Annotated in this window: 22 protein-coding genes; 14 read left to right on the top strand and 8 right to left on the bottom strand. The window is 62.6% G+C overall.

Features of this window, described 5'->3' with window-relative positions; all coding sequences use genetic code 11:
* Positions 1 to 7: 7 nt before the first annotated feature.
* Complete coding sequence (locus I6I71_RS03270) at positions 8 to 1,246, top strand: alpha-amylase family protein (protein ID WP_201822202.1); 1,239 nt, start codon at positions 8 to 10, stop codon at positions 1,244 to 1,246.
* Positions 1,247 to 1,542: 296 nt separating this feature from the next.
* Here the strand turns inward: I6I71_RS03270 and I6I71_RS03275 are convergent, their stop codons facing one another.
* The gene (locus tag I6I71_RS03275; protein WP_201822204.1) at positions 1,543 to 2,169 is read right to left on the bottom strand and encodes a hypothetical protein; all 627 of its coding nucleotides are present in this window, start codon (positions 2,167 to 2,169) and stop codon (positions 1,543 to 1,545) included.
* 78 nt (positions 2,170 to 2,247) lie between these two features.
* On the bottom strand, positions 2,248 to 3,618 hold the full coding sequence (locus tag I6I71_RS03280; protein WP_201823283.1) for a M20/M25/M40 family metallo-hydrolase: 1,371 nt from the start codon (positions 3,616 to 3,618) through the stop codon (positions 2,248 to 2,250).
* Between I6I71_RS03280 and amn the strand changes: the two genes are divergently transcribed.
* Positions 3,617 to 4,990 carry an AMP nucleosidase gene (gene amn, locus I6I71_RS03285; RefSeq protein WP_201823285.1) on the top strand — a complete coding sequence of 458 codons (1,374 nt, stop codon included), beginning with the start codon at positions 3,617 to 3,619 and terminating at the stop codon, positions 4,988 to 4,990. The genes I6I71_RS03280 and amn overlap by 2 nt on opposite strands.
* Positions 4,991 to 5,365: 375 nt before the next feature.
* On the opposite strand, the gene I6I71_RS03290 is transcribed toward amn, so the two are convergent.
* The gene (locus I6I71_RS03290; protein WP_201822206.1) at positions 5,366 to 6,286 is read right to left on the bottom strand and encodes a hypothetical protein; all 921 of its coding nucleotides are present in this window, start codon (positions 6,284 to 6,286) and stop codon (positions 5,366 to 5,368) included.
* A gap of 25 nt (positions 6,287 to 6,311) precedes the next feature.
* Between I6I71_RS03290 and I6I71_RS03295 the strand changes: the two genes are divergently transcribed.
* From I6I71_RS03295 to I6I71_RS03305, 3 genes are read left to right on the top strand one after another with little or no spacing between them, the layout of a single operon-like run.
* A complete protein-coding gene (locus I6I71_RS03295; protein ID WP_201822208.1) occupies positions 6,312 to 7,262 on the top strand; it encodes a Sir2 family NAD-dependent protein deacetylase in 951 nt (316 codons plus the stop codon).
* A gap of 5 nt (positions 7,263 to 7,267) precedes the next feature.
* A complete protein-coding gene (locus I6I71_RS03300; protein WP_198147761.1) occupies positions 7,268 to 8,407 on the top strand; it encodes a glycosyltransferase 87 family protein in 1,140 nt (379 codons plus the stop codon).
* Positions 8,340 to 9,227 (top strand): CAP domain-containing protein, encoded by an 888-nt coding sequence (locus tag I6I71_RS03305; RefSeq protein WP_201822210.1) that lies wholly within the window; start codon positions 8,340 to 8,342, stop codon positions 9,225 to 9,227. Before I6I71_RS03300 ends, I6I71_RS03305 begins: the two co-directional genes overlap by 68 nt.
* A gap of 359 nt (positions 9,228 to 9,586) precedes the next feature.
* Here I6I71_RS03305 and I6I71_RS03310 read toward each other — a convergent pair whose 3' ends face one another.
* On the bottom strand, positions 9,587 to 10,933 hold the full coding sequence (locus I6I71_RS03310; RefSeq protein WP_201822212.1) for a dicarboxylate/amino acid:cation symporter: 1,347 nt from the start codon (positions 10,931 to 10,933) through the stop codon (positions 9,587 to 9,589).
* Between the two features lie 115 nt (positions 10,934 to 11,048).
* Here I6I71_RS03310 and I6I71_RS03315 point away from each other — a divergent pair, with 115 nt between their 5' ends.
* Positions 11,049 to 11,570, top strand: a complete 522-nt coding sequence (locus tag I6I71_RS03315; RefSeq protein WP_201822214.1) for a gamma carbonic anhydrase family protein — start codon at positions 11,049 to 11,051, stop codon at positions 11,568 to 11,570.
* On the opposite strand, the gene I6I71_RS03320 is transcribed toward I6I71_RS03315, so the two are convergent.
* Entirely contained in the window at positions 11,554 to 12,615 is a 1,062-nt protein-coding gene (locus I6I71_RS03320; protein ID WP_201822216.1) for an ROK family transcriptional regulator, read from the bottom strand. The two genes, I6I71_RS03315 and I6I71_RS03320, sit on opposite strands and share 17 nt — an antisense overlap.
* A gap of 107 nt (positions 12,616 to 12,722) precedes the next feature.
* Between I6I71_RS03320 and I6I71_RS03325 the strand changes: the two genes are divergently transcribed.
* Positions 12,723 to 14,393, top strand: coding sequence for a DUF885 domain-containing protein (locus I6I71_RS03325; protein ID WP_052205634.1), 1,671 nt, complete (start codon positions 12,723 to 12,725; stop codon positions 14,391 to 14,393).
* Between the two features lie 30 nt (positions 14,394 to 14,423).
* Here I6I71_RS03325 and I6I71_RS03330 read toward each other — a convergent pair whose 3' ends face one another.
* Complete coding sequence (locus I6I71_RS03330; protein WP_201822224.1) at positions 14,424 to 15,443, bottom strand: AbrB family transcriptional regulator; 1,020 nt, start codon at positions 15,441 to 15,443, stop codon at positions 14,424 to 14,426.
* A gap of 26 nt (positions 15,444 to 15,469) precedes the next feature.
* Between I6I71_RS03330 and I6I71_RS03335 the strand changes: the two genes are divergently transcribed.
* Together I6I71_RS03335 and I6I71_RS03340 are read left to right on the top strand one after the other, a co-directional pair.
* Positions 15,470 to 16,225 carry a TSUP family transporter gene (locus tag I6I71_RS03335; protein ID WP_201822226.1) on the top strand — a complete coding sequence of 252 codons (756 nt, stop codon included), beginning with the start codon at positions 15,470 to 15,472 and terminating at the stop codon, positions 16,223 to 16,225.
* 59 nt (positions 16,226 to 16,284) lie between these two features.
* Entirely contained in the window at positions 16,285 to 17,646 is a 1,362-nt protein-coding gene (locus I6I71_RS03340) for an AAA family ATPase (protein ID WP_052205631.1), read from the top strand.
* 219 nt (positions 17,647 to 17,865) lie between these two features.
* On the opposite strand, the gene I6I71_RS03345 is transcribed toward I6I71_RS03340, so the two are convergent.
* Both I6I71_RS03345 and I6I71_RS03350 read right to left on the bottom strand, forming a co-directional pair.
* Positions 17,866 to 19,353 carry an amino acid permease gene (locus I6I71_RS03345; protein WP_201822228.1) on the bottom strand — a complete coding sequence of 496 codons (1,488 nt, stop codon included), beginning with the start codon at positions 19,351 to 19,353 and terminating at the stop codon, positions 17,866 to 17,868.
* Positions 19,354 to 19,370: 17 nt separating this feature from the next.
* The gene (locus I6I71_RS03350; protein WP_201822230.1) at positions 19,371 to 21,650 is read right to left on the bottom strand and encodes an ATP-dependent RNA helicase; all 2,280 of its coding nucleotides are present in this window, start codon (positions 21,648 to 21,650) and stop codon (positions 19,371 to 19,373) included.
* 25 nt (positions 21,651 to 21,675) lie between these two features.
* Between I6I71_RS03350 and thpR the strand changes: the two genes are divergently transcribed.
* The 5 genes from thpR (at position 21,676) to I6I71_RS03375 (ending at position 24,699) form a co-directional block, all read left to right on the top strand.
* A complete protein-coding gene (gene thpR / locus I6I71_RS03355) occupies positions 21,676 to 22,242 on the top strand; it encodes an RNA 2',3'-cyclic phosphodiesterase (RefSeq protein WP_070494677.1) in 567 nt (188 codons plus the stop codon).
* A gap of 245 nt (positions 22,243 to 22,487) precedes the next feature.
* A complete protein-coding gene (locus tag I6I71_RS03360) occupies positions 22,488 to 22,670 on the top strand; it encodes a hypothetical protein (protein WP_201822232.1) in 183 nt (60 codons plus the stop codon).
* A gap of 19 nt (positions 22,671 to 22,689) precedes the next feature.
* A complete protein-coding gene (locus I6I71_RS03365) occupies positions 22,690 to 23,331 on the top strand; it encodes an alpha-ketoglutarate-dependent dioxygenase AlkB (protein ID WP_201822234.1) in 642 nt (213 codons plus the stop codon).
* 9 nt (positions 23,332 to 23,340) lie between these two features.
* Positions 23,341 to 24,045, top strand: coding sequence for an SDR family NAD(P)-dependent oxidoreductase (locus tag I6I71_RS03370; RefSeq protein WP_201822236.1), 705 nt, complete (start codon positions 23,341 to 23,343; stop codon positions 24,043 to 24,045).
* Positions 24,046 to 24,699 carry a LysE family translocator gene (locus I6I71_RS03375; protein WP_201822238.1) on the top strand — a complete coding sequence of 218 codons (654 nt, stop codon included), beginning with the start codon at positions 24,046 to 24,048 and terminating at the stop codon, positions 24,697 to 24,699. It abuts the gene before it with no gap.
* Positions 24,700 to 24,724 lie beyond the last annotated feature (25 nt).

The following is a 24,724-nucleotide window of genomic DNA, read 5'->3' on the forward strand; positions in this document are numbered from 1 at the left end:
GGCCAGCATGATTGACAACACAATTTGGTGGCACGTCTATCCTCTTGGGGCAACGGGGGCGCCGATTCGTGACCGCGGGGACAACCCGCAGGATGCCGCCCACCGCCTGCCCAAGTTGGAGGCGTGGCTGGATTACCTGATTGAGCTGGGCTGCAACGGCCTGCTCCTCGGCCCGATTTTTCAGTCCGTGGGCCACGGTTATGACACGTTGGATTACTACACAATCGATTCCCGCCTGGGCACCAACGAGGACTTCGACCACCTTATGGCCGCCTGCAACGAGCGCGGCATCCGCGTGATGCTGGATGGCGTGTTCAACCACGTCGCTCGCACACACCCGTGGGTGGCGGAGGGCCTGGCCGGCGATACGGATTGGGAGGGCCACGCGGAGCTTGCCACGCTGCACCACGCTGACCAGCGGGTCAAGGACCATGTGGTGGACATCATGTGCCACTGGCTACGCCGCGGTATTGCGGGTTGGCGTCTGGACGTTGCGTATTCCGTCCCGCCCGAGTTCTGGTGCGAGGTGCTCGCCCGGGTCCGCGAGGAGTTCCCGCATGCGATGTTTCTTGGCGAGGTCATCCACGGCGACTACGCCGAAATCACCCAAGCCGGCACCCTGGATGCCGTCACGCAGTATGAGCTGTGGAAGGGCATCTGGTCTTCGCTGGTAGATGGGAATTTTTGGGAGCTTGCGCATGCGCTTGAGCGTCATAACGCAATCGCCCAGCAGGTGCTGACCAACACGTTCATTGGTAACCATGACGTGGACCGGATCGCGTCCAAGGTGGGGCAGGACAAGCTGCCGCTGGCCATGGCGATTCTCATGATGGTGCCCGGCATGCCCAGCATCTATTACGGCGATGAGCAGGGCTTCGAGGGCCTGCGCACGGAGGGTTTCGCCGCCGACGACAGCGTCCGCCCGCCGCTTCCCGACAACCCAGGTGAGCTCTCCCCGATGGGTTGGTGGATCTACAGGCAGTGGCAGGAGCTCATTGCTTTCCGACGCCAAAACGCACCCCTCACCCACGCCACCTTAGAAGTCCTCGACAAAACCAACGAAACGATCAGCTTCGTCTGCCGCACCGGCGCCGGCGCTGGTGTTGTTGATGGCGCTGGTGTTGTTGATGGCGCTGGTTTCGGCGCTGACGCTGGCTCGCAGCAGCTGCAGCTGGATGCGTGGCTGACCCCCACCCCGGGTGTGCGCATCCACGCAGGCGGCAACACCCTCTACGAGTGGACCTAACCAGCGCGCTAACCAGGGACGGGCGAACCGCCCAGCCGTACCGCCCGGCCGTGACGCCCTCTCGGAACAAATATGCAGGGGAAGATATGCAGGAGTAATGGTCAGAGCGTTTTTTCAATAAGAGGTCCGTTAATGAAAATGGCCCGTGACCTGCAGACCTGCATATCTTCCCCTGCATATCTGTGTTTCCCGAGGTGCCGCGGGCCGCGCCCGAGGCCGTGCCATCGGGCCGCCGGGGAGATTTCCGCGGGGTCCGGGTTAGTTGAGCGGTTAGTTGAGCCGGTTAGTTGATGCGGTTAGTTGATGCCAGGCACCTTGACGTTGAAGAAGTCGAGGATGGCGGCTAGGGCTTGGCGAAGCATCGCCAAGACATCCGGCAACACCACAGTGCCAACGCCATTGACCGGGACCTCGAAGGACGGCGCGCCAGCAGGGGCGAGCACGATGGTGTTCTGCGCCGCCGGTGCCGCAGGTGCGGGGGCTGCCGGTGCGGGGGCCTGCTGCTGCGGCTGGCCCTGCTGGCCTTGGCGCGGTGCCTGCTGCTGCGGCTGGCCCTGGTTGTTCTGGGGTGCGCGCTGGTTGTTCTGCGCGGTGCCGCCGCCTGCGTTGCCGGAGCCACCAGCGTTGTTGCCGCTGCCTTTGAGGCCGCAGCGGTTGGCGGCTTCGTCGACACGCGCGAGCGCATTGAGGATCTGCGGACCGCGGCTGTCAAAGCGGGCGACGGTCTGCGCCTGGCGGACCTTGGAGTTGTAGTCCGCCTCGTTGGTCCAGTAGCGCTTCGCTTGGTCGCAGGAGATGGGGCCGGAGGGGAGTTTCGCCAAAGCGTCGTCAATCATGTCGGCCTGGGCGGCCGGTGCCAGCGCAATCGTGCTGGCCACGGCGGCGCTGAGGGCAAGGGTGCGTGCAGAGAAAGGATTTCGCATGCACGACAGTATGTCACGGAAGTGACGCAAGTGTCACCTGTGACAGCGCGCAAACGCGCGCAAACGCGCGCGACCGCGCTAAAAGCAGAACCGCTCCACCAAAGAGCGGTAGGCGCGGGCGGTGAGGCGGACGTCTTCGACCTCCACGTATTCGTCGTGACTGTGCAGCGTATCCAGCACACTGCCCAACGTCTGGTGGCGCTGGTGCATGGCAAAGCCGTACCCCACACCGCCTTTGCTGCGGCCAAAGCGCAGGTCCGAACCACCCGCCGCCAACGTGGGCACCACCGGTACGCCGGGGAAGAACTCCGCAAACGTATCCAGAATCGCCTGGTAGAGGGGGCCGTCGGTGGGGGAGACGGTGGCGTCTTCAGTAATCAGGTGGGTGATCTCCACTTCATCGGCCATATCACCCAGCGCCTCGACCAACAGCGCGTCAATATCCTCCTGCGTCTGGCCCGGAAGCGGGCGGATATCCATTTCCAACCACGCCACCGACGGCAGTACGTTAATCGCCTGACCTGCGCGAAGCACCGTCTGCGCCAACGTTAAGTGGCTCATGGCGTGCGAGTAGCGGGCCAGCCCGCCGAGCGCCTCGTAGCCCTCGCCGTGCAGCAGCGCAGCTTCCGTCTCCGGATCAAACTTGAATGCGCGGACGTATCCGGGCCACGGCTCGTCGCGAGTCACCGACGGCTCCAACGCCGCCACGCGCCGGGCAACCTCCGCAATCTTCACCACCGCGGACTCGCGCCCATGCGGCGCCGAGCCGTGCCCGGCATCCCCATGCACCGTCAACCGACGCTGACCAGCACCCTTTTCGCCCACGACCACGATCAACGCGTCGCTGCCATCCTCAACAGGCAGGTGGGACCCGCCCTCCTCGGACAAACAGTTGCGCCAGGAAAACGCCTCCGGCTCATGCTCCGCAATCCATCCGGCGCCCAGGCCGCCGCGGGCCTCCTCGTCCGCCAACCCCACAAACGTTAGGGTCCCGCGTGGCGGCACCCCGCGCATCGCCACGTCACGAACCGCCGCGGCCATGGATGCCGTGATGTACAGCATGTCCGTCGCACCGCGCCCAAAAATCTTGCCGTCTACCTCTTCGGCACCAAACGGATCGCGCGTCCACTTCGGCGCATCCACCGGCACCACATCCGTGTGCCCCAGCAGGGTCAGCGGCTCCGCGGAGGGATCCGAGCCCTCAATCGTAAACGCCACGGACACGCGCCCCGGGTGGGGTTCGAAGTGGCGGATGTGGATGGGCAACGGGGCGTCGGCAAGCAAAAGCCCCTGGCGGAAAAACTCCTCCAACGTGTCCGCATTGCGGACCTCCTGGCCGGAATCGGGCGTGAGATCATTCACGCACGCGTTGCGGATCAGGTCTTTGAGCAGGGCAAGTGCGGCATCCTCGGGCGAAGGGAGGCCCGCAGTAACTACGGTAGGTTTCATGGACACAGTTCAGGAGCTTAGCTCGCTTTACGACGCCTCCGTCACCCTCGCCCACGACACCCTCAAGACCGGCGAATGGCACCGATACGCCGACGTGCGCTACCCAAAACTGTCCGTAACCGTCAAACATTGGCAACCGATCGACCGCCTCGAACCCTTCGGCTACGTCGACGAAGCCGGCACCTACTCGGCCGTGCTGTCGCGCCCCGACCTCATGGCCGACTACCTGCGCGCCCAACTTGACGCCTTAACGTCCAACTACGACTGCGACGTCACCGTCACCTACTCCGACGTCTGCATCCCGCCCGAATACATCCCCGGCCTGGAAAGCTACGGGGAACTCCCGGCGGAAGCACGCGAATTTGTTCCGCGACCCGCGCTCGACGCCGTTGACGACGCGATTGTGGACGGCCACTGGGACGCCTTCCACGGAACCGAAAAACCCCTGTTTCACTTCGGCCCCCAGCGCTTCGACCTGGCGATTGCCCGCCTGCGCCACTACACCGGCATCGACGTGGACACCCTGCAGAAATACATCCTGTTCACCAACTACGCCATGCACGTCACCGAATTCGTTCGCTTCGGCGTGCGCGAACTGGCCAGCGAACACTCCCGCTACACCCGGCTCGTGCTGCCGTCCGGTGAAACCATTTCCGACACCGTCGCCGTCGAAGACCTCGAACTCGGCTCCAAATTCCAAATGCCACGCTACGACCTAGTCACCGAGGGTGGCGACGGCATCACCATGATCAACATCGGCGTCGGCCCCTCCAACGCCAAAACAATCACCGACTGCTTGGCAGTACTGCGCCCAGAGGCCTGGATCATGATCGGCCACTGCGCCGGCATGGACGCCCGCATGCGCATCGGAGACCTCATCCTTGGCAACGCCTACGAACGCCACGACCACCTGCTGGACGGGCATCTACGACCAGAACTACCCATCCCCGCCGTCCCCGAAATCCAACGCACGCTGGAGAAATCCGTCGCCCGGGTCTACGGCGACGACACCTCCCTCATGCGCACCGGCACCGTCCTATCCACCGGCGACAGAAACTGGGAATGGAAAGCGCCACGCGACCTTTGGAACTGGCTCCGCGGCTCCACCGCCGCCGCCGTAGACATGGAATCCTGCACCATCGCCGCCAACGGCTACCGCTACCGCATCCCCTACGGCGCGCTGCTGGCCGTTTCCGACCTGCCACTCCATGCCGTACCGAAACTGCCCGCCGGCGCCCAGGCCTTCTACGCCAACTCCAAAGAAGCCCACGTCATGTGCGCCGTGCGCGCCATGGAGAAACTGGCGCGCCGCCCCGAACGCCTGCGCACCCGCAAGTTACGACGCACCATCGGCGAAGTCCCGTTCCGGTAGGGGGAAGTCCCGTTCCGGTAGGGGTGCCGCGTGGGTCCTCCCGCGCGGTGCTCTCGCGCGGTGCTCTCGCGCGGTGCTCTCGCGCGGCGCTCTCGCGTCGCCACGGGACCCTCCGAGAACAAATATGCAGGGGAAGATATGCAGGTCTGCAGGTCACGGACCATTTTCATTAACGGGCCCCTTATTGAAAAAACGCTCTGACCGGGGAACCTGCATATCTTCCCCTGCATATCTGTTGAAAAGCGGCGCGAGCGGGGGCGAGAACGAGCGCGAACGCTCCCGCGACCGCCGGCGCGAGCGAACGCGCGAACGCTCCCGCGACCGCCGGCGCGAGCGAACGCGCGAACGCTCCCGCGACCGCCGGCGCGAATCAAGTTACGGCACCGCGTCGGGCCCGAAGATGCGGGTAACGGCGGCGTTGAACATGGCAAGGAAGCGTTCGGGTTCGCGCTCTACAAGCCAGGGGGCGACGCGGAGGAAGTCGATGCCGTGGTTGGTGATGTAGTCCTGCCGGAATTTTTCCTTGCGAAACGCCTGGTCGGTGGGGCCGTAGGTGGCGCCGTCCATTTTGACCAGGCCGTCCATTTCAACAGCAAGGCGGTGTCGGTGGAGGAGGTCGACTCGGTAGCGTTTGTCGGTGACTACAGGGTTGACTTCAAGGTCGGTGTAACCGGCGTGGATAAGCAGGCCGCGCATGAACGCTTCGGGTGCGGATTCGGATCGGGTGCTGGCGTGGGCGGCGGCGCAGGCTGCCACGCCGATGCCGGGAACGCGTGGCGACATGGCTACTTCGCGTTGCAAACTGGCCACGGAGAATCCGCCATACTGCACGAGCCAGTCGGCGGTGGTGAGGGCGTGGGGGAAGCCGTCGAAACGCGCGATGTGCAAAAAGGTTTGGAAGGGGCTGGTGGTGGACATGTGGTCGCCACGCACGATGTCGCGGGTGGTGGTTTGGATGTAGCGCACACCGGCGGGCCAGCTGGGACGCGGCGGGACGGATTTGAGCACTACCTGCACTTCGTGCAGTGGTGTGTTGGCCACCCACATGTCGTTGAGGTAGGCGGAGGCGCGACCGGTTATGACGGCGTTGCGCATGGACAGTCCCACGCAGTAGGCGCGCAGCCAGTGTTGCTGGTTGACGGGCAGCGACAGGTAGGCAACCGCGTCGATGGCGTGCGAAGTGGATAGCGTTTGCAGGCGCCCGCGCTGCAGCGCCTCGTGTGTCTCCCGCGGCAGCGTTCGGTGTACGCGGATGTCTATGAGTTGTCCCCGAAGTTCCTTTTTCCAATCCCCCATGCCCAACACACTAATCTGAACAACGATGCACCGTACAGATTTCACCGATTTTGATGACCCGGCCGTGGCCATGGCGCACAAAAGCGCCGTGCGGTCCATTGAGCGGGTGGTGCATGAGACGGTGCCGGCGACCCCGCCACAGGAGGCGCTGGAGCAAACCATCAACCAGCTCCAGAACCCGAAAAACCTGGTTATCACGGGTGCGGGCGTGTCCACGGCGTCGGGGATTCCGGATTATCGCAGCAAGAATGGGCGGCTGACCAAGGGCCGGCCGATGACGTTTCAGGAGTTCGCGCATTCGCCACAACAGGTCAGACGTTATTGGGCGCGCGCGTTTGTGGGCATCCGCATGATGCGCGCCGCCGCACCGAACCGCACGCATTTCGCGTTGGTGGAGCTGGAGCGCGCCGGGCTGCTGACAGGGCTGGTCACGCAGAATGTCGATGGCCTACACACGCAGGCCGGCAGCCAAAACGTCATTGCGCTGCATGGGGACATGGATCATGTGGTGTGCCTGGATTGTCATACGTTGCATGAGCGTTTGCTTATCGACGCCCTCTTAACCCACGCCAACCCCCACTTCCTCACCCTGGTTGAAAACGAAAACCTAACCATCAACCCAGACGGTGACGTGGAGTTGCCCGCACACTACGTGGAGCAGTTCACCATGATTGGGTGTCCGACCTGCAGAAGTGAACGCCTGAAGCCGAACGTGGTGTACTTCGGTGAGAACGTGCCGAAGGCGCGCCGGGCGCAGGCGGATCGATGGCTGGCGCAGTCTACGGGCGTGATTGCCATCGGCACGAGCCTTGCGGTGATGAGCGGCTACAAGTTCATCATTGACGCCAAGAAGCAGGGCAAACCCGTCACCGTGATCAACGGCGGGCCGGGGCGTGGGGATGTGAAGGCGGATACGGTGTGGCGCACCGATGTCGGCGAGGCGTTGGATGAAATCCTTGACGGCGTGGGATTATGACGACCATGACCGTCATAAACGCTGTGATTCTGCTTGCCGCAATTGCGTTTTGCGGTTGGCGCTACAGCGTGAACGCTGGCACGTTGGAAAGCGTCTTCACCAAAGAGGTGCCCTCTGACCTGCAGGTGTATCTGCTTGGTGGGCAGAAGGTGGCCAACCACCAGGATCTCTATGACGGGGATTTGTTGCCCGGGTTGCCGTTTACGTATCCGCCGTTTTCGGGTGTGGTGTTTTCGTGGTTCGGGCTGCCCACGCCGACCCTTGCGTTTTGGTGGAATGCGCTGGCTGTGGTGTTGCTGGGGGTGGTGTGCTACGGGGCGTCGAGAAGCATAAATGCTCCCTTGCTTGCGGTGTTTTTCATCCTGGCAACCGAGCCGGTACACGCGACCTTGTATTTCGGCCAGATCAATATTTTCCTGATGGCGCTGGTGTGCCTGGATTTTCTGCCGCGCAACCGGCTGCCCGGCATTGGTACGGGCCTGGCCGCGGGGTTGAAACTCACGCCCGCGTATTTCCTGCTGCTGCTGGCGGTGCAGGGCCGGTGGGGCTCGATCGCCATTGCCGGTTTCACCTTCCTGTGCACGGTGGCGGTTGGGTTTCAGCTGGTCCCGGACGCGGCCCGTTTTTGGACTGAGTCCATGTTCAACTCGGATCGCGTGGGCGTGGCGGACAATCCCGGCGCCCAGGCGCTGCGCCAGGTGCTCAGCCGTGAGCTGGGTATTGACTCCACCGCCCTGTGGTTACTCTTGGCGGTTCTGGTCACGGCGATCGCGGCGTTTGGAGCTTATTTTGCTTATCGACGCCACGATCTCCCCCTCGCCGTCGCCCTCACCGGCATGGCGTCCTGCCTGGTCAGCCCGTTTTCTTGGCATCACCACTGGGTGTGGATCGTGCTGCTGGGGTGTGTGGTGTACCGCTGGTGGGGCGCGGTGCCGATGATCGTGCTCATGCTGCCCTTTGTTGCGGACAACGTTGCCTACGGGCTCTTTAGCGTCCCCAACATCGCGTTCACGTTAGTGCCGTTGTGTTTCATGGTTATTTACGCAGGTTACGGTGCCTATCAGCTATGGTTGGAGTATGCGCAAACGTCTTCTCGCGGCAACGCTGACCGCCGCACTCATCGCCGCCCCTCTCCAAACCGCTAACGCTGAACCCGCCCCCGTCACGGGCGTGGAACTCGGTACCACTATTGACGGTGCTGTAGCCGTGAACTCACGTTTTGATTTCACCGAGGCCTACACCATCGGCCTGCCACAGCTGAAGAAGCTGCGCGGCGAGATGTGGGACATCAACCCGCCGTTCAACGGTGTTTCGCTGCGCGAGGCCGCGTTTGCCGCTGGTTTGAGAACTAAAGAGCAATACGTCAACGCCGTCAACATTGATGCGAACTTGACCCGTATCGCCGTCCAGCGCGCAGCGGAGCAGTACGCAACCGGTGGATACTGGGGCGAGCTTTCGCACGACCGCGTAAGGCCTAACGATACTTGGACTGCCACCATTGACGGCAAGCAGTCTTGGGCGGAAATTCTTGCGGCTGGCAAAATGGCTGACGCCATTTCCCAGGGTTGGGGCTATGGCGAGCTGGACGCGTTGAAGAGGGCCAACGGGAAATCCAACCCGAGGAACGGCCACCTTCACACGCTACTTAACCCCAAATTCCACTACTACGGATTTGGCACGGTCAACGTGTACGAGGGGCGCCAGTTCTATGACTTCTCCGCAGGTCAAGCAAGCGAACATACCCTGGGTGGCGCAGCGCTTCCCGAAGGCAAACAGGCGCTGAACCTGTACCGCCCAGCCCGAGATGGCGAGAAGCCGACGGGCATCCAGGAATACAAGGAGCCGCCGACCGGCCCGCTTGGCGGTGGTTCGAGCTCTGACGCTCGGACGATCATCGGCATCATCGTCTCGATTGTCTCGCTGCTCAGCGTGCTCGCGGGGTTTGCGCAGCAGTTCATGCGCTAGGGCTTGAAACGCCCAGGGCACCCGAAACCGACTGCACCAATTTCCAAATTGGTGCAGTTTTGCTTTGAAACACCCAGGTGGGTGCAACTACTCGGGGAATTACTGCACTGGTGCAGCCGGTGCGGTCGGTGCGGTCGGCGCAGCCCGGCCTGGCGGGCGTCCCGGCGATCCACGCCGCGGCCCCGGGCAGGGTCCGCAGCACCCCGGAAACACAGATATGCAGGGGAAGATATGCAGGTCGCGCACCATTTTCATTAACGGGTGCCTTATTGAAAAAACGCCCTGACCAGGGAACCTGCATATCTTCCCCTCCATATTTGTTACATGTGGGCCAGTTCAAGACCAGATCGAATTCATGGCTACTCGGAGGCTTGATTCACCGGCTCAACCGTGGCTACCGGCTCAGCCGCGGCAGTCGGCTCAGCCTCAACGCCGTTCTCGGCGGCGTCCCAAACCTCCTGGTTCAGGATGCCTTCGCGCTTGGCCACAACGGCGGCAACAAGTGCTTGGCCGGTGACGTTGACGGCGGTGCGGCCCATGTCAATGATCGGGTCCACGGCCAGGAGGAGGCCAACGCCGGCAAGTGGCAGGCCAAGGGTGGATAGCGTCAGGGTGAGCATGACGGTTGCGCCGGTGGTGCCGGCGGTGGCTGCGGAGCCAAGCACGGCGACGATGGCAATCAACAGGTAGTCGCCAAACCCAAGCTCAACGCCGTAGAACTGGGCGACAAAGATCGCGGCGATTGCCGGGTAGATGGAGGCGCAGCCGTCCATTTTGGTGGTGGCGCCAAGCGGGATGGCAAAGGACGCGTATTCACGCGGCACGCCCATGGATTCCTCGGTGGTGCGTTGGGTCACCGGCATAACGCCCATGGAGGAGCGGGTGACAAAGCCGAGCGTGGTCACCGGCCAGACCCGCTTGAAAAATCCGAGCACCGGTAGACCAACCACGGCCAGAACCGCGGGGTACAGCACGAAGATGACAAGTGCGAGGCCGAGGTAGATGGCAAAGACGAACTTGCCCAAAGAACCCAAGGCGTCCCACCCGTAGGAAGCAACGGCGTTACCAATGAGTGCGGCGGTGCCGATTGGGGCGAGGCGGATGACCCACCACAGCACTTCCTGGATGACCTTCAGCAGGGATTCGGAAACGTTGATGAACGGCTCCGCGGCCTTGCCCACGCGTACGGCTGCGATGCCGATGAGCAGGGAGATCACCAGGATTTGGAGGACGTTGAAGTTGATGGAGATGGCGTTGGCGTCGTTAAGCTTGGCGCTCAAGCCCAAAATGTTTGACGGCACTACCGAGTTGATGAAGCCCATCCAAGAGCCGGTGGAGGAGGGGTCGGCGGCGTTGGCGGCGTCCACGGTGGAGTTCACTCCGGGTTTGACCACTAGGCCAACGATGATGCCGATGATCACGGAGAAGAACGCGGTGATGGCGAACCAGACCAGCGTTTGCACTGCTAGGCGTGCGGCGTTGGTGACTTGGCGCAGGTTGGCAATGGAGGTGACCACCGCGGTGAAGACGAGGGCGGGGATGAGCAGTTTCAGTAGCTGCACGTAGGTTTTGCCGACCCAGCTCAAGGCTGCGGCGAGCGCGTTGTCGTCGCCCATGCCGGCGGCGATGAATCCGAGGATCAGGCCGATGATGAGGCCTGCGATGACTTGGGCGCCGAAGCTAGTGGCCCATTTTGGTAGATGCATTGTAACTCCAATAGACAGATCGGTTCATCAGAAACCGAGAATACGCAGTTAACCTACACCATTAGCCGTGGCGTGTCCCAAATCGAGATGAACAGCTCTGTCTTATTCTGGTGGCATGATCTACAGTTTCGAAGGCCACACGCCCCAAATCCATGACACCGCCTGGGTGTCCCCAGAGGCCACGGTGATCGGGCAGGTCACCCTTGGCCCCCATGTCAATGTTTGGCCGGGGGCTGTGCTGCGTGCCGACGTCGGCGTTATCACCATCGGCGCCCACTCCAACATCCAGGACAACTCCGTGATCCACGTAGATACCGGTGGCGAGACGGTCTTGGGGGAGTACGTCACCGTCGGGCATATGGCAATGCTGCACTCCTGCACGATTGAAGACGCCTGCCTGATCGGCATGTCCGCCACCGTGCTCAGCCGCTCAGTAGTGGGGGAGGGCACCATCATCGGCGGCGGCGCTGTGGTGTTGGAGGGGCAGGAGATCCCTGCGTTTTCCATCGCGGCGGGCGTGCCGGCGAAGGTGAAGCGTGAGTTGGATCCGGAAACTCGTCAAGCACGCATCAAGCACGCGGAAGGCTACGTTGAGCTGGCCGAGCGCTACCGCACCGGGCTCAAGCGGATCGATTAAGCGGATCGGTCAGCACCAGGTCGAGGGCCACGGCGCGGGCGATGTCGCGGACCATCTCGCGGTGGCCGGGCAGCATGCGCAGGTCAATCTTTGCGTGGTCGCCGGTTGCGCGTACCGCTTGGGCGAAGGGGGCGGGGGACAATGGGTCATCAATAAACGCACTGCCCGCGATGACCACCGTGGAGGGGTTGTGTTCCGTGCACAGCTCACCAACCAGCTGGCCTAGGTTGCGGGCGCGCTTGTCCAGCGCCGGGCGAGTCACGGTTTGGTACTTCGAGTCCGTCACCGCCTGGCGCAGCGTCTGTATCTCCGGCTTGTTAATGGCGTTGAGCAGACCAAAGGTGGTCAGGTCTTCGCGTTCGACGGTGATGTTGTGCACGCCGTCGTTGGTAGTAATGGCGCACGCTAGAGAGTCATCCGCGAACAGCGCCATCACTGAGGGAGTGGCCAGGTCGCGGCTGGACTGCATCTCAGAGCCGACAATGGCCGCAGACACCGAGCTGACCTGGACGGGCACGGAGAATTGTTCGCGGAGCTGATCGCCCAGCGCAACATTTTTCCAGTTGAGGTTGGGGGCGGTCACCCGGCCGTCTGTAGTCACGGTGCCCGAAGCCGTAACGCCAACGGTGGCCAGGGGGCGGTCGATGGTGGCGGTGAGTTTGTTCAGCTCGGCCATGATGTGCTGGATGAAGTCATCTTGGTCCAGCTTTGCCACGGGCAGCTCCGCATCAACGCAACGCAGCGTGCGACCTTTCAGGTCAAACAGGGCGATGTAGGTAGAGTCGGTGCCGATGGAGATGCCGGCGTGGACCGCTTCCGGCTCTGCCAATTCAAGCGGGACGGTGGGGCGGCCGCGGCCGCGCGTCTTGGCTAGGTCGAAGCGTTCGGTGACGTAGCCGGCCTGCGAAAGTGCGGCGATTGCGCGGGTGATTGTGGGCTGGGATAGTCCGGTGGCCTCTATAAGTTCGGCCCTGGTGGTCAGCTGACCGAGCCGCACGAGGTGCAAGCACTTCGCGGCTGGGGTCTGAGGGCGGAGGAAAGCCATGCATAATGAGTACACCATTCTAGACCGCTTTGTCCATTCGGCGCGTAGTAAGCTGTGCAAGGCTGGATTCGTGGTAAAACACGCGATTTGGGATAGACTGCCTTCCCATGACTGCAACATCCGAGCCCTTGCGTAAGCCATCTCTGCTTGACGCTACTTGCGAGGACTTCGTGTACGACATTGCGGAGCTCGTGCCCACCCTGGGCACGCAACTAGGCATGGAGGGCCTAGACGGTGAGCTGCAAGATTACAGCCCGGAATTCTGGAACTCCGTGGCTGAGCGCATGCGTGACTTGGTCCAGGACATTGACGCCCTGAATGACTCCACGGATGACTCGGACGATGAAGACGACTTTGATGACGTCGACCACCTCACCGCCGCCGTTGTGCGTGACCGCATCACTAGGGAGCTGGAGCTGCACCACAACGGTGAGTGGCTCAGCAGTCTGAACGTTATTGACTCGCCGCTGCAGACCATCCGCGATTCCTTCTCCCTGATGAGCCAGGAGACCCCCGAGGACATTGAGGCGATTGCCTCGCGTCTGTCCAAGGTGCGCGGCGCCCTGCACGGGTATGCGGAGTCCTTGGCGGAGGCGGCGCAGACGGGCAACGTGGCGTCGCATCGCCAGATTGATGCTGTGATTAACCAGGCGGAGGCGCTGGCAGAGGTCGGCTCCCAGCTGGAGCAGCTCGGTGTGGACCCGGAGAGCGCGCCGGTGCAGGACGCCAAGGACGCGTTCGCTGAGTTTGCGGACTGGCTGTCCACAGAGCTGTCCCCGCAGTCCTCCCACGAGGACGCTGTGGGCCGTGACCGCTACGAACTCTTCGCGGGCCTTTTCCTGGGCCGCGACATTGACTGGGACGAGGCCTACGACTGGGCCAAGGAGCAGCTCGCAGAGACCGTGGATGAGCAGGGGCGCTTGGCGTCGGAACTCTATGGCCCTGGCACGACCGTGCTGTCCGCCTACCGCCAGCTCAACGAGGACCCGCGCTACCAGCTGCGTGGTACCGACGCGCTTTTGGAGTGGATGAACTCAGTCAACGAGCGCGCCTTTGCTGAACTCAACGGCGAGGACCTCACCGTTCCGCCTGAGCTGCACAAGGTGGAGTGCGCGATTGACCGCGCCGGTTCCGGCGGCATCTTCTACACCCCGCCTTCAGACGATCTGGAGCGCCCCGGCACCATGTGGTGGTCCGTGCCGCACGGCCAGGAGGTATTCCACACCTGGCAGGAACTGACCACTGTTTTCCACGAGGGCCTGCCGGGCCACCACCTGCAGATTGGCACCGCGCTTCTGCAGCGCCGCAGTATTAACCTGCTGCGCCGCAACCTGTTCTACTCCGGCCACGGCGAGGGTTGGGCGCTCTACGCTGAGCACCTCATGGCAGAGCATGGCTATTTTGAGGATGCGGGCTATCGCATGGGGTTGCTGGATGCCCGCAGGTTGCGTTTGGCGCGTGTGCTTATCGACGTAGGCGTGCACCTCAAGAAACCCACCCCCGACGGTTCGGGCATCTGGGATGCCCAATACGCCAAGGCATTCCTGCGCGACAACTGCGCGCTCGGCGAGGCACAGGTGGCGTTTGAGCTGGACCGCTACCTGGGTTGGCCAGGCCAAGCGCCGTGCTACGCCCTTGGTTTCCGCGACTGGCTGAACCTGCGCGACAAGGCCCTGGAGCAGGGCATGACCCTGAAGCGTTTCCACGACAAGGCGCTGCGCCTGGGCTCAATGCCAATGGACATGCTGGCGTGTGAGGTGCTCAACCACGGCGCTTAGCTCCGCTAAGCGCCGTGAGAAAGCGTGTACTTAGCGCTGGCGCTTCAACCGCAGCAGGATCTGCGGCAGGTAGCCCGCAAACAGCACCACGCAGATCAGCCGGATCAGTTGCAGCGTGATCACGGCAGGGCCGGTGCCGCCTTCAGCGGACAGGGCGAGCACGGTTTCAATCGCGCCGGGCGTGGTGGCCAGGTAGCCCTCAAGCGGGGTCAGGCCCAGCCACTGAGACATCACCCAGCCCATGCCAGCGCAGGCGGCCATGAGGATGATGATGTAGAGGAACGTGGCTGGCAGCATGCGTGAAAACAGCTTCAGCGCCGGCACGCTTAAGCCGCCGCCAACCATCCAGCCAATCGCAATGAGCGCGGCAATAGTAACCGGGGCGGGGCTGACCACCGGCACCTTAACCACGTAGCCCACCAGCACAGTGAGCAACATCGGGCCGAAGATCGGTGCGTTGGGCAGGCGCAGCAGCTTGCCCAGCGGCTGGCCCACAAAGGCCATGGCGGGAACGAGGATCCACATCCACCACTCGGTCGGCTGCGCGCTGAAGCTGCCGTCGCCGGTGGCCCCCAGCAGTGACGCCACCAGCGGCAACGTAAACGACACCACCAGAAGCCGCAGGTACTGCGACAGCGCAACATAGCGCACGTCCGCACCCACCTCGTGGGCGATTGCGGGCATGATGGACGCCCCACCGGCCAACAGTGACAACACGCCTGTCTCACGGGACACCCCGTGGTTGGCCAGGATGATGCCGCCGCCAAACGCCAGCAGGATAATGAACGCCGCGCTGACCAAACCGGGCACAAGGTAGCGCACCAGGTCCGCCGGCGGGATGCCAACCAGCGGCAGGGCCGCCATCACACCGATGATGCCGCGGGCGAACTTGAAAAAGATGTCGTTGACCTCAAGCTCACGCTTGCCAATCAGCGCGGCCGCACCGGAAGCGATGATCGCGCCCAAGATCCACGCCGCCGGCACGTGCGCCCAACTCAGCAGGGCGCCCAGCGCCACGGACGCAGGTACTACGAAAAGCCAACGGTTCACAGCCGCTTAGGATACCCTTTGCGCTTATGACTCCAACCGCCATCACCATCCTCGCCATCGCCGCAGCCTTCGCCGGTTGGATTGATGCGGTGATTGGCGGCGGCGGTTTGGTGCTGATCCCGGTGCTGATGAGCTTCACCGGCATGCCTGCCGCATCGGTGCTTGCCACCAACAAAGTCGCGGCGGTCACGGGCACGGCGTCGGCGGCGATCACGCTGGTGCGCAAAGTGGGCGTGCCCAAGGCAACGTGGTCCTATGCCCTAGCGGCGGGCGCGGCCAGCGCAGGTGGTGCGGCGGCGGTGGCGTTGATTAGTGATAGCGTCGTGCGCCCCGTCATCATCGTTCTGCTCTTAGCCGTGGGCGCGTTTGTGGCGTTGCGGCCGGAGTTTGGGGTGGGCGGTGATGGGGTGTTCACGGGGCGTCGACAAGCAATGGCCCTTGTAGCGGCCGCTGCCATCGGGTTCTACGACGGCATCTTCGGCCCCGGCACCGGCATGTTCCTCATCATGGCGTTCACCGCCGTATTCGCGCAATCCTTCATCCGATCCGCCGCCATGGCCAAAGTAGTCAACACCGCCACCAACATCGGCGCGCTCAGCGTGTTCATCATCGGCGGTTACGTGGTGTGGCCACTGGCAATCGGCCTTGCGGTGGCCAACGTCATCGGCGCGCAAATCGGCGCCCGCACGGTGCTCGCCGGCGGCTCCAAGCTGGTCCGGTTCGCACTGCTCGGGCTGGTGGTGGTGCTGAGCACCAAGTTGCTTATGGACGAACTGCTGTAGCCAACCACGGAAAATGCGTAAAAAGTACGCAGAAAGCCTTTTTAAGTTATCCTTTCGGTGTGCAACTCATTCGATTTACCGCCGGAAACTTCAAAAGCATCGCTGATGAGCAGACGATTGATTTTGCCTACTGGCCTGGCGAAAGCTCGGTACCTGATGTCCCGTGGGCAGATGTTGTGCGGCCGGTGACGGTGCTGATGGGGGCAAACGCGTCTGGGAAGAGCAACATGCTGGACGCGTTGGGCTACTTTTCCCGCGCCATCCGACTTTCAGCCACCCGTTGGCAAGATCTCGAAGATCCTGGTGAGGTGATGTTTTACCCGTTCGCCTCGGAGAGCTCTGGCGTGAAGCCAAGCTTTTTTGAACTCGACTTTGTTGTAGACGGCAAACGGTACTTGTACGGGTTTGAATACGGCGGTCTCGGTGTTGAGGGCGAATGGTTGCATTACGTTCCCAACGAGCGGTGGACCCCAATCTTTGAGCGAAGCGATGAGACCATCGAGTTCAACAACCGCGTTGTGCTCGAAGATGAGCAGGCAGTGCTGCGCTTTGCCAACCCCCGCGAGCTCTACCTTTCGGTTGCATTGCGCGGACAATTTGGAAAACTCGGCGCCCTGGCTCAGGCGATCGTCCATTCGCTGCGTTTCATCGCTTTGAGTGATCAGCATCGTGAGCAGCGTATTCACAATGTGATGCGAGCGCTGCGAAGCGGAGCGATGAACTTTGATGATGTGGGACAGCTTCTTGCGGCTGCGGACACCGGCATAGTCAACGTCACGCTCGATGAAAGCAAGTTGCCACCAGACCTCGTTGAGAAGCTTCAGACAGCGGCCACCTCACTTAAGCAACTTCATCCTTCGCCTAGGGCAGGCGCTGCGCTGACGATTTCCGACGGTGACGGGGGAGTCATCGAGTTTTCAGAAAAGGATCTGGAGGCTGTGGCGCTGCACTTGATCTTTGAGCATCAATCCGAGGACGGCACGATGTCGCTCGGACTACGTGAGCAATCCGACGGCACCGTTACCTGGTTTTCACTCGCCACCATTCTGGTAGAAGCGCTAAAGACCGGTGGTGTGGTGGTTGTTGATGAGCTTGATGCACACCTGCACCAGCACCTGCTCTTTCTCATCGTTGAAGCTTTCACAGACACAACAATCAATGTGGGCGGCGCGCAACTGTTTTTCACCTCACACAGCACAAACTTGTTGGAGCGGATGCAGGAGCTGAACCTGAAGGAACAGTCGTTCTGGTTCACCGAAAAAGGCTCCGACGGCAAAACCACGGTCTACTCGTTGGCGGATTTCAGGAAGGATTCGCGTGCAAACTATGAGCGCCGCTACCTTGACGGCCGCTACCGGGCGATCCCGAACCTCTCCCCGGCAACGCTACGGGGCCTAACTAACGCGAATGTGGGTGGGTAGCGCTAATGGTGTTAGACAAGCGCTGCGCATCCGCTGGTCTCATGCGCGGTAAGACAATGAAAACTGACTTCCCTTTTGGCCGCTATGAGGAGGCTAAAGCTGTGGCACTTCAGCTGGGAAGGGTGAAGGCAGGGCAGGCCGGACCGAATCCATCGACAGCAATGCCCAACTTCCTCGATGCCATCAGAGCCTTGGCTGACTAGCCCTGGTTGAAATCCTCTACAGCACCAGCGACCCGTTAACCAGCCCAACCACGGCAAACACCGCGCCGATGACAACGAGGGCGACAACGACCCACTCGAAGGCGTTAAACAGGCGCTCTCCACGCGCGCGCTTGGTCAGCACGTACGGGATGATGCCCGGCAGTACTGCGAGTGCGCCGAAGAGGACGTACACCAGGTCAGCGGCGTAGATGAGCCACAGCGAGTAGATGAACGCCACGGCGGCAACAACCAAGTGCTTGGAGTTGGTTGCGCGGTCTGGGCGTACCTCGGCGTTCTCGGTGTTCTGGGTGTCCTCGGCCGGGTTCTTGTCCGCACGCAGCGCAAGCAGCACGAGGTACAGCGCGGAGAAAATGTACGGCAAAAGGTACATGATCGTTGCCAGCTGGACCATGGCGTTGTAGGAGGTCTGGTTGGCAAAGAACACGATGACAAAGAACTGGATGACCACCGTGGAGATCAGCTGCGCGGTAATCGGTGCGCCGGCGTTGTTGGCGCGGCCCAGGCGCTTCGGCAACAGGCCGTCATTAGCCATGAGCACGATGGGTTCAGCGCACAGCATCTGCCAGGACACGTACGCGCCCAGCACGCTCAGGCACAGGCCGATGGAGATGAACACGCCACCCCACGGTCCCACAACTGCCTCAAGTACCGCGGCCATGGAGTTGTCCGGCAGCGCGGCCAGTTCCTGCTGGGTGAGCACGCCGTAGCTCAAGGTGGACACGGCAACCAGAAGACCCAAAACGGACAGGAATCCGATGATGGTGGCACGGCCAACGTCCGTACGCTTGGATGCCTGCTTGGAGTAGACGGATGCGCCCTCAATACCAATGAACACCCACACGGTGTAGAGCATGATGCCCTGCAGCTGCTTGGAAAACGACAGGCCAGAGCTTTCGCCCCAGAAGTCGAACGTGAACTTGTCCCAACTAAAGCCCAGGAACGCCACCAGCACAATGAAGGCAAGGATAGGCACGATTTTGGCAACGGTGACCACCACGTTCATCACCGCCGCCTGTTTGATGCCGCGGGTGAGCATGAAGAAGATCGACCAGGTCAGTACCGATACCGCCAGGGCAAGCACCCACTGGTTGCGGAAGATGGGGAAGTAGTAGCCGATGGTGCCGAAGAACAAGGTGGCGTAGCCTACCTGCGCCATGACGGAACCAAGCCAGTAGCCCAGGCCGGAGGCGAAGCCGATGAAATCACCCAGCCCCGCACGCACGTAGGAGTACACGCCGGAGTCCAGGTGCGGTTTGCGCCGCGCGAGGATCTGGAAGACGAAGGCGATGGAAAGCATGCCCACGCCAGCGATCAGCCAGCCGGTGAGCATCGCGCCGGGGCCCGCTACGGAGCCGATGTTTTGCGGCAGCGCGAAAATGCCGGAGCCCACCGTGGAGCCGATGATCAGCGACACCAGCGTCCACATGGACACAGTGTGTGCCCGGGAGTGGCCCTCGGTGTGCGTCTTATGCGCAGTTGTCATGCCGATAATGTAGCGGTTTACATTTGGTTCTTGGTCTTCGCCGTGGCTTTGGCGCTCCAGGGGTCCTCCGGCCAGGGGTGCTTGGGGTAGCGTCCACGCATTTCTTTGCGCACCTGTTGGTAGGGCCCGTCCCAGAAACTACGCAGATCATCGGTGACCGCAAGTTCGCGTCCGGCAGGCGAGAGCAGGTGAAATAGCACGCGCACCCCGGAAACCTCCGGCGAGGTGGCCAGCCCGAAGCATTCCTGCAGTTTCACGCGCACCACAGGTCGGCGGGTCTCGTAGGAAATCTTCGGCCGCGACCCGCTGGGCACCGCTAGGCGCTCCGGCGCGCTTTGCTCCAGCTTGCCGGCCAGCTCCCACGGCAGGTTGCGCATCATTGCGGCCCGCATGTCGCATTTGCTTATCGACGCCCCACGCAACACCTCCCCAACCTCAACCGCGTAATCCCCACGCGAAATATCCGGCCAGCCAGCTTGCTCGTGGAGGAAGGTGAGACGGGAAAGGAGGTCGCGTTCGTTGTTATCAAGCAGGAAGTCCTCGAAGCGGAATGATGCGGCGGCCTCTTCCAGTGCCTCGCTGGCGGCGGCGGTAGTTGAGGTGTTGAGGGCGACCGGCGTTGCGCTGAGCTCGATTGCGCCGATGGCTTTGACTTTGCGAAGCTGCACCTTGTCCTTATTTACATGCGCACGGTAGCCCTGCGTGATGCGCTCGGTTGGAAGCTGCGTGGCGGCAGCCGCGCGGATCACGGCGTTGTGTTTGGTGCGCTGCACCTCAGCGGCCGCGATCCACTCGGCGCCTGTCAGGTTGATCTTTGGATCCAACGTGGCGCGGGTGCCGCTGGCCAGCAGGTATTCCTCGCCCATGCGCTTGGCCACCCACTGCGGAAACGCGGTGCTGACCACCTCGCCCGCCGCAACGGGCGGGCCTTTCGGCGCGAGCTTGACCAGGCGGTTGACCTGATTGCGCGGCGGATCCACCCGGCTTAAATCACCGCTTAAGCCCTCCGCAATCGCCGCGACCGTGGGTGCGGCACCGCTGCCCAGCTTCAGCAGTGCGGCGCCTAAGCGCGGGTCCACCGGCAGCGTGGCCAGTGTGCGGCCGAAGTTGGTGATCTCGCCGCGGCTGTCAAGGGCGCCGAGTGCCTCTAGCGTTTCCTCTGCTTCTTCACGTGCCGCGGCTGGTGGCGGGGTCAACAGCGGCAGGTCTGGGGATCCCCACGCCTTCATCATCAACACCGCACCCGTCAAGTCGCTCGTGGTGATTTCTGCGGCGATGTCTTCACGAAAGTGCTGGTAGTCAGCCTCCGAGTAGGCGCGCACCACGGTGCCCGGCCCCAAACGTGCGGCACGACCCGCGCGCTGGTTCGCGCTCGCCTTGGACGCCGACACCGTGACTAAGCCAGTCATGCCGCGGGCATCCCTGCGCGGCTCCCTCGAAAGGCCCGTGTCCACAACTTTGCGCACGCCCGGCACGGTTACCGAAGACTCCGCTACCGCCGTCGACACCACCACCGGCGCATCCCCGTACAGCGCCTGGTCCTGCTGCTCGCTGCTCAGCCGCCCGTGCAGCGGTGCTGCTGCAACGCTGTGCTTGTGCAGCGCCTCGCACACCAACTCCACCTCACGCACACCCGGCACAAACACCAACGTGCGGCCCTCCGCTGCTGTTGACGCTGCTGTCGCCGGTTTAGCAGCCAGCGACGCCACATGCTCATAAAACTCCCGCGACCCCGCCGCACGTCCCGCATGCGGCGCGTACTGCACCTCCAACGGGTACGTTTCCGCCTGCGTGGACACCACGTGCGCACCCATATGCTGAGCAAACGCCGCCGCGTCCAGGGTGGCGGACATGGCGGTGAGAAAGAAGTCGTCGCGAAGAATCGCAACCTCCATGCACATCGCCAACGCCAGATCCGTATCCAGCTGACGCTCGTGCACCTCATCCAAAATCACCGCGTTCACACCGTGAAGCTCCGGGTCCTTCAACAGGCGGTTCAGCAGCACGCCGGGGGTGACAAACTCCACCAACTCGCCGCGCTTGGCTTCGCCGCGGATGGCGTAGCCGGAAAGCGACGGGGCGTCGAGAAGCGAAAGGCGCCGAAACGCCGCACGAACCGCAACCCTGCGCGGGGCCGTGACCAGCGTCTTCCCATGCGCATTCGCAACCGCCGGCGGGATCAGCGTCGTCTTACCCGTACCCGGCGGCGCCTCAACCACCAGCGGGCCAGCCTCAGGCAACTGGCCCAGCACCCCCGCCACCGGCAGACCGCGTCCGATTTTCTCCAAGTCAAACATTGTTTTCCAGGGTACCTTTGAGGCCATGAGACGCCTGTTCGCCGCAATCGTCCCACCAACCGAGGTCCGCGAGCACCTCATCACCGCCCTGCGCCCGATCCGCGACACATTCGGCACCGAAACCCGCTGGACCGACCCAGACAACTGGCACATCACGCTGGCTTTCTACGGCTCCCAGCCCAACGACGCCGCCGAAGTCACCGACATCCTCGCCCAGGCAACCGCATGGGCTCCGCCATTAGAGCTGCGGCTTCGCGGCGCCGGCTGCTTCGACCGCCGCACCCTGTGGATCGGCGTCGGCGGCGACAAAGCCGAGCTGAAAACCCTCATGGCTGACTGCCTTCTGGAACCCGACGCCCGCGGCCGCCAGCGCGCGCACCTCACCGTCGCCCGCACGGGCACCCGGACCAGGGACTTTTGGCTTCTCGACGACCACGCCCACGCCCTCTCCATCTACTCCGGCCCTCGCTGGCATGTGGACGAGATCCACCTCATGGAATCCCACCTGGGCAAGGGCCGCTCCGGCGGACCGAAGTACGACATCGTGGACACCTTCTACCTGCGCGGACCCGCGCGCCGCGAGGCCTCGTAGGGGGTTCTACCCCCTGACCTGCGCTAACCCCACGCACCCCACCAGCCTCATTGCAAACAAAGCGATTTGTTACGGATGTGACGAACCCGACCTGGGCTTTTGTAAACGAGGCCCCCTCGTTTACAGGATTACGACTGATGGCCTGCCTTCAGCTCGAACAACAATTTCGAACATCTGCTGGCGTGTTACCCCAGTGTGCAACAATGGGCACAGCAAACCAACAAGAACATTTCCAAGGAGGGATTATGTCTACGCCGATTATTCGCCGACTCACGGTTGAGGAGGCTAAGCAGGAGCTACATAATCTCGAGCAGCAGGTAGAAGGTGGAATCGAGGCGTTCGAGGAGCGCGCCCACTCGTACGATTTATCACCTACCGAGCAGGGCGTATGGCAGCGCATTTCGGAACTACGGTGGCTTCTTGGTTAACTGAACCCTAATTAGACCCATGCTTTTCGACGCTCTCCCGCGCACCCCCTCCAACCCACTCCCAGGAGTGGTGCACCTGCCGAATTTCCTCAGCGTCGAAGAGCAAGCCGCACTGGTCAAGCAGGCGCGGGATATTGCGAACCAGGTCAAGGGCACGCCGGTGGCGATGCGGCGCCCACGCGTTGGGCAGGGGCAGATGGCGGCGTGGCTGTTGTCGTTAGGGTGGTTTTGGCAGACGCAGCCGTACCGGCTGGTGCGTGAGGTTGATGGCCACGCTGTGCCGGAAGTACCCGCAAACTACCAGGTCATGGCCAACAACATCATGGATCACGCCCGCGCCATCGACCCACTGGTCGGCCCCACGCCAACGGTGGAGACCGCGCTGGTGAATTTCTACCCGCCGGGCGCGGGCATGGGCCTGCACGTTGACGCGGAGGAAGAATCCGACAACGCGGTGGTCAGTCTGTCCATCGGGGAGGAGACGATCTTTCGCATCCAAGAAACAGACCTGCTGCTGATGTCCGGGGACGCGCTGGTGTTCGGTGGCCCGGCGAGGAGGGCATATCACGGGGTGAAGGCGCCGCGCGAAGCCACCGGGCCCGAAACCACGGGTCTGAAAGAGGGGCGGATAAACATCACAATGCGCCAAGTACACCGGTAACCTGTGCGCATGGACAAAAAAGTTGCTGTAGTTACTGGCGGCTCGGCGGGTATTGGTGAGGCCGCGTGTCGTGCGTTGGCGGCCGATGGTTGGCACGTGATTGTGGCGGCGCGCCGGGTGGAGCGTTGCCGCGGCATCGCTGATGAGATTGGCGGCGCGGCATTGGAGTTGGACGTCACGGATGAGGCGAGCGTGGACAAGTTGGCGAAGCTCCCGCGGGTGGACCTGCTGGTCAACAATGCTGGTGGGGCGAAGGAGCTTGACCTGCTTCGCGACGCTAACGCGAACGACTGGCAATGGATGTTCGACACCAACGTCATGGGCACCATGCGCGTCACCCAAGCCCTGTACCCGCAGCTCAAGGCCGCAAAGGGTTTGGTTATCAACATCGGCTCCGTGGCGGCGACGGATGCGTACAAGGGCGGCAGCGGTTACAACGCGGCGAAGTTCGGGTTGCGGGGGTTGACTAGGGCGTTTCGTAGAGAGGAGGCGCCCGACATCCGCATCTGCGAGATCGACCCGGGCCGCGTGAAAACGGACTTCTCGCTCAACCGCTTCCACGGTGACGCGGAGCGTGCCGCCCAGGTGTACGAGGGCAAACTGAACCTGACTGCGGAGGACATTGCGGAGGCAATCCGTTGGGTGGCGTCGCTGCCGGCGCACGTGAACATTGACACGATGAGCGTCATGCCTGCTGATCAGGCGGAACGTTAAGTGACCGGGTCGGCGTTCGCGGCGCTGCTCGGTGTGTGGTTTGCCGCGATTGTCAGCCCTGGTCCGGACACATTTCAGATCATCCGCATCGGCTCGCGCGACCGCGCCGCCGGCGTTTGGGCGGCGGTGGGCATCACGCTTGGCAACGCCGTTTGGATCATCGGGTCGCTTCTGGGCCTGTCTGCGCTGGTGCAGACGTTGCCGCAGATTCTGACGGTGCTGCAGATCGTCGGCGGCGGCTACTTGTTGTACATGGGTCTTGGGGCGTTGCGGGGTGGGGTGAAGGCGCGCGTCGATAAGCAAAAAAGCCCTGATGTGGTCGAACCTGCCGCGCGAGCCATGAGCACCGCCAAGGCGTTCGGTGTGGGTGTGGCCACGAACCTGTCCAACCCGAAGGCGGTCCTGTTCTTCGGCGCGATCTTTGCCCAGTTCATCCGCCCCGGCATGGGGTGGCAGTGGATGGTGGCAATTGCGGCGACGCTGATTATCACCGGGCTTTTGTGGTTCGTCGGGTTTGCGCTGGCAGTGCGCGCCCTGGCGAAGCCGATCCAGCAGCACGGCTGGGCAATTGACCTGGTCACGGGCCTGATCTTCATCGCCATCGCGGTGTGGATGCTCATCGAGGGGCTCGCCGGTTTGCCCGCGCTGTTCTAAACTCCGCACCAATCTGGCTTATGCT

Source organism: Corynebacterium riegelii (assembly GCF_016728505.1).
Taxonomy (GTDB): domain Bacteria; phylum Actinomycetota; class Actinomycetes; order Mycobacteriales; family Mycobacteriaceae; genus Corynebacterium; species Corynebacterium riegelii.

Excerpts from the sequence above, each read along its gene's own strand:
- I6I71_RS03270 (WP_201822202.1), top strand. The coding sequence starts at position 8 with ATGATTGACAACACAATTTGGTGGCACGTCTATCCTCTTGGGGCAACG.
- I6I71_RS03275 (WP_201822204.1), bottom strand. The coding sequence starts at position 2,169 with ATGCGAAATCCTTTCTCTGCACGCACCCTTGCCCTCAGCGCCGCCGTG.
- amn (WP_201823285.1), top strand. The coding sequence starts at position 3,617 with ATGGACACAGTTCAGGAGCTTAGCTCGCTTTACGACGCCTCCGTCACC.
- I6I71_RS03280 (WP_201823283.1), bottom strand. The coding sequence starts at position 3,618 with ATGAAACCTACCGTAGTTACTGCGGGCCTCCCTTCGCCCGAGGATGCC.
- I6I71_RS03290 (WP_201822206.1), bottom strand. The coding sequence starts at position 6,286 with ATGGGGGATTGGAAAAAGGAACTTCGGGGACAACTCATAGACATCCGC.
- I6I71_RS03295 (WP_201822208.1), top strand. The coding sequence starts at position 6,312 with ATGCACCGTACAGATTTCACCGATTTTGATGACCCGGCCGTGGCCATG.
- I6I71_RS03300 (WP_198147761.1), top strand. The coding sequence starts at position 7,268 with ATGACCGTCATAAACGCTGTGATTCTGCTTGCCGCAATTGCGTTTTGC.
- I6I71_RS03305 (WP_201822210.1), top strand. The coding sequence starts at position 8,340 with ATGCGCAAACGTCTTCTCGCGGCAACGCTGACCGCCGCACTCATCGCC.
- I6I71_RS03310 (WP_201822212.1), bottom strand. The coding sequence starts at position 10,933 with ATGCATCTACCAAAATGGGCCACTAGCTTCGGCGCCCAAGTCATCGCA.
- I6I71_RS03315 (WP_201822214.1), top strand. The coding sequence starts at position 11,049 with ATGATCTACAGTTTCGAAGGCCACACGCCCCAAATCCATGACACCGCC.
- I6I71_RS03320 (WP_201822216.1), bottom strand. The coding sequence starts at position 12,615 with ATGGCTTTCCTCCGCCCTCAGACCCCAGCCGCGAAGTGCTTGCACCTC.
- I6I71_RS03325 (WP_052205634.1), top strand. The coding sequence starts at position 12,723 with ATGACTGCAACATCCGAGCCCTTGCGTAAGCCATCTCTGCTTGACGCT.
- I6I71_RS03335 (WP_201822226.1), top strand. The coding sequence starts at position 15,470 with ATGACTCCAACCGCCATCACCATCCTCGCCATCGCCGCAGCCTTCGCC.
- I6I71_RS03345 (WP_201822228.1), bottom strand. The coding sequence starts at position 19,353 with ATGACAACTGCGCATAAGACGCACACCGAGGGCCACTCCCGGGCACAC.
- I6I71_RS03350 (WP_201822230.1), bottom strand. The coding sequence starts at position 21,650 with ATGTTTGACTTGGAGAAAATCGGACGCGGTCTGCCGGTGGCGGGGGTG.
- thpR (WP_070494677.1), top strand. The coding sequence starts at position 21,676 with ATGAGACGCCTGTTCGCCGCAATCGTCCCACCAACCGAGGTCCGCGAG.
- I6I71_RS03360 (WP_201822232.1), top strand. The coding sequence starts at position 22,488 with ATGTCTACGCCGATTATTCGCCGACTCACGGTTGAGGAGGCTAAGCAG.
- I6I71_RS03365 (WP_201822234.1), top strand. The coding sequence starts at position 22,690 with ATGCTTTTCGACGCTCTCCCGCGCACCCCCTCCAACCCACTCCCAGGA.
- I6I71_RS03370 (WP_201822236.1), top strand. The coding sequence starts at position 23,341 with ATGGACAAAAAAGTTGCTGTAGTTACTGGCGGCTCGGCGGGTATTGGT.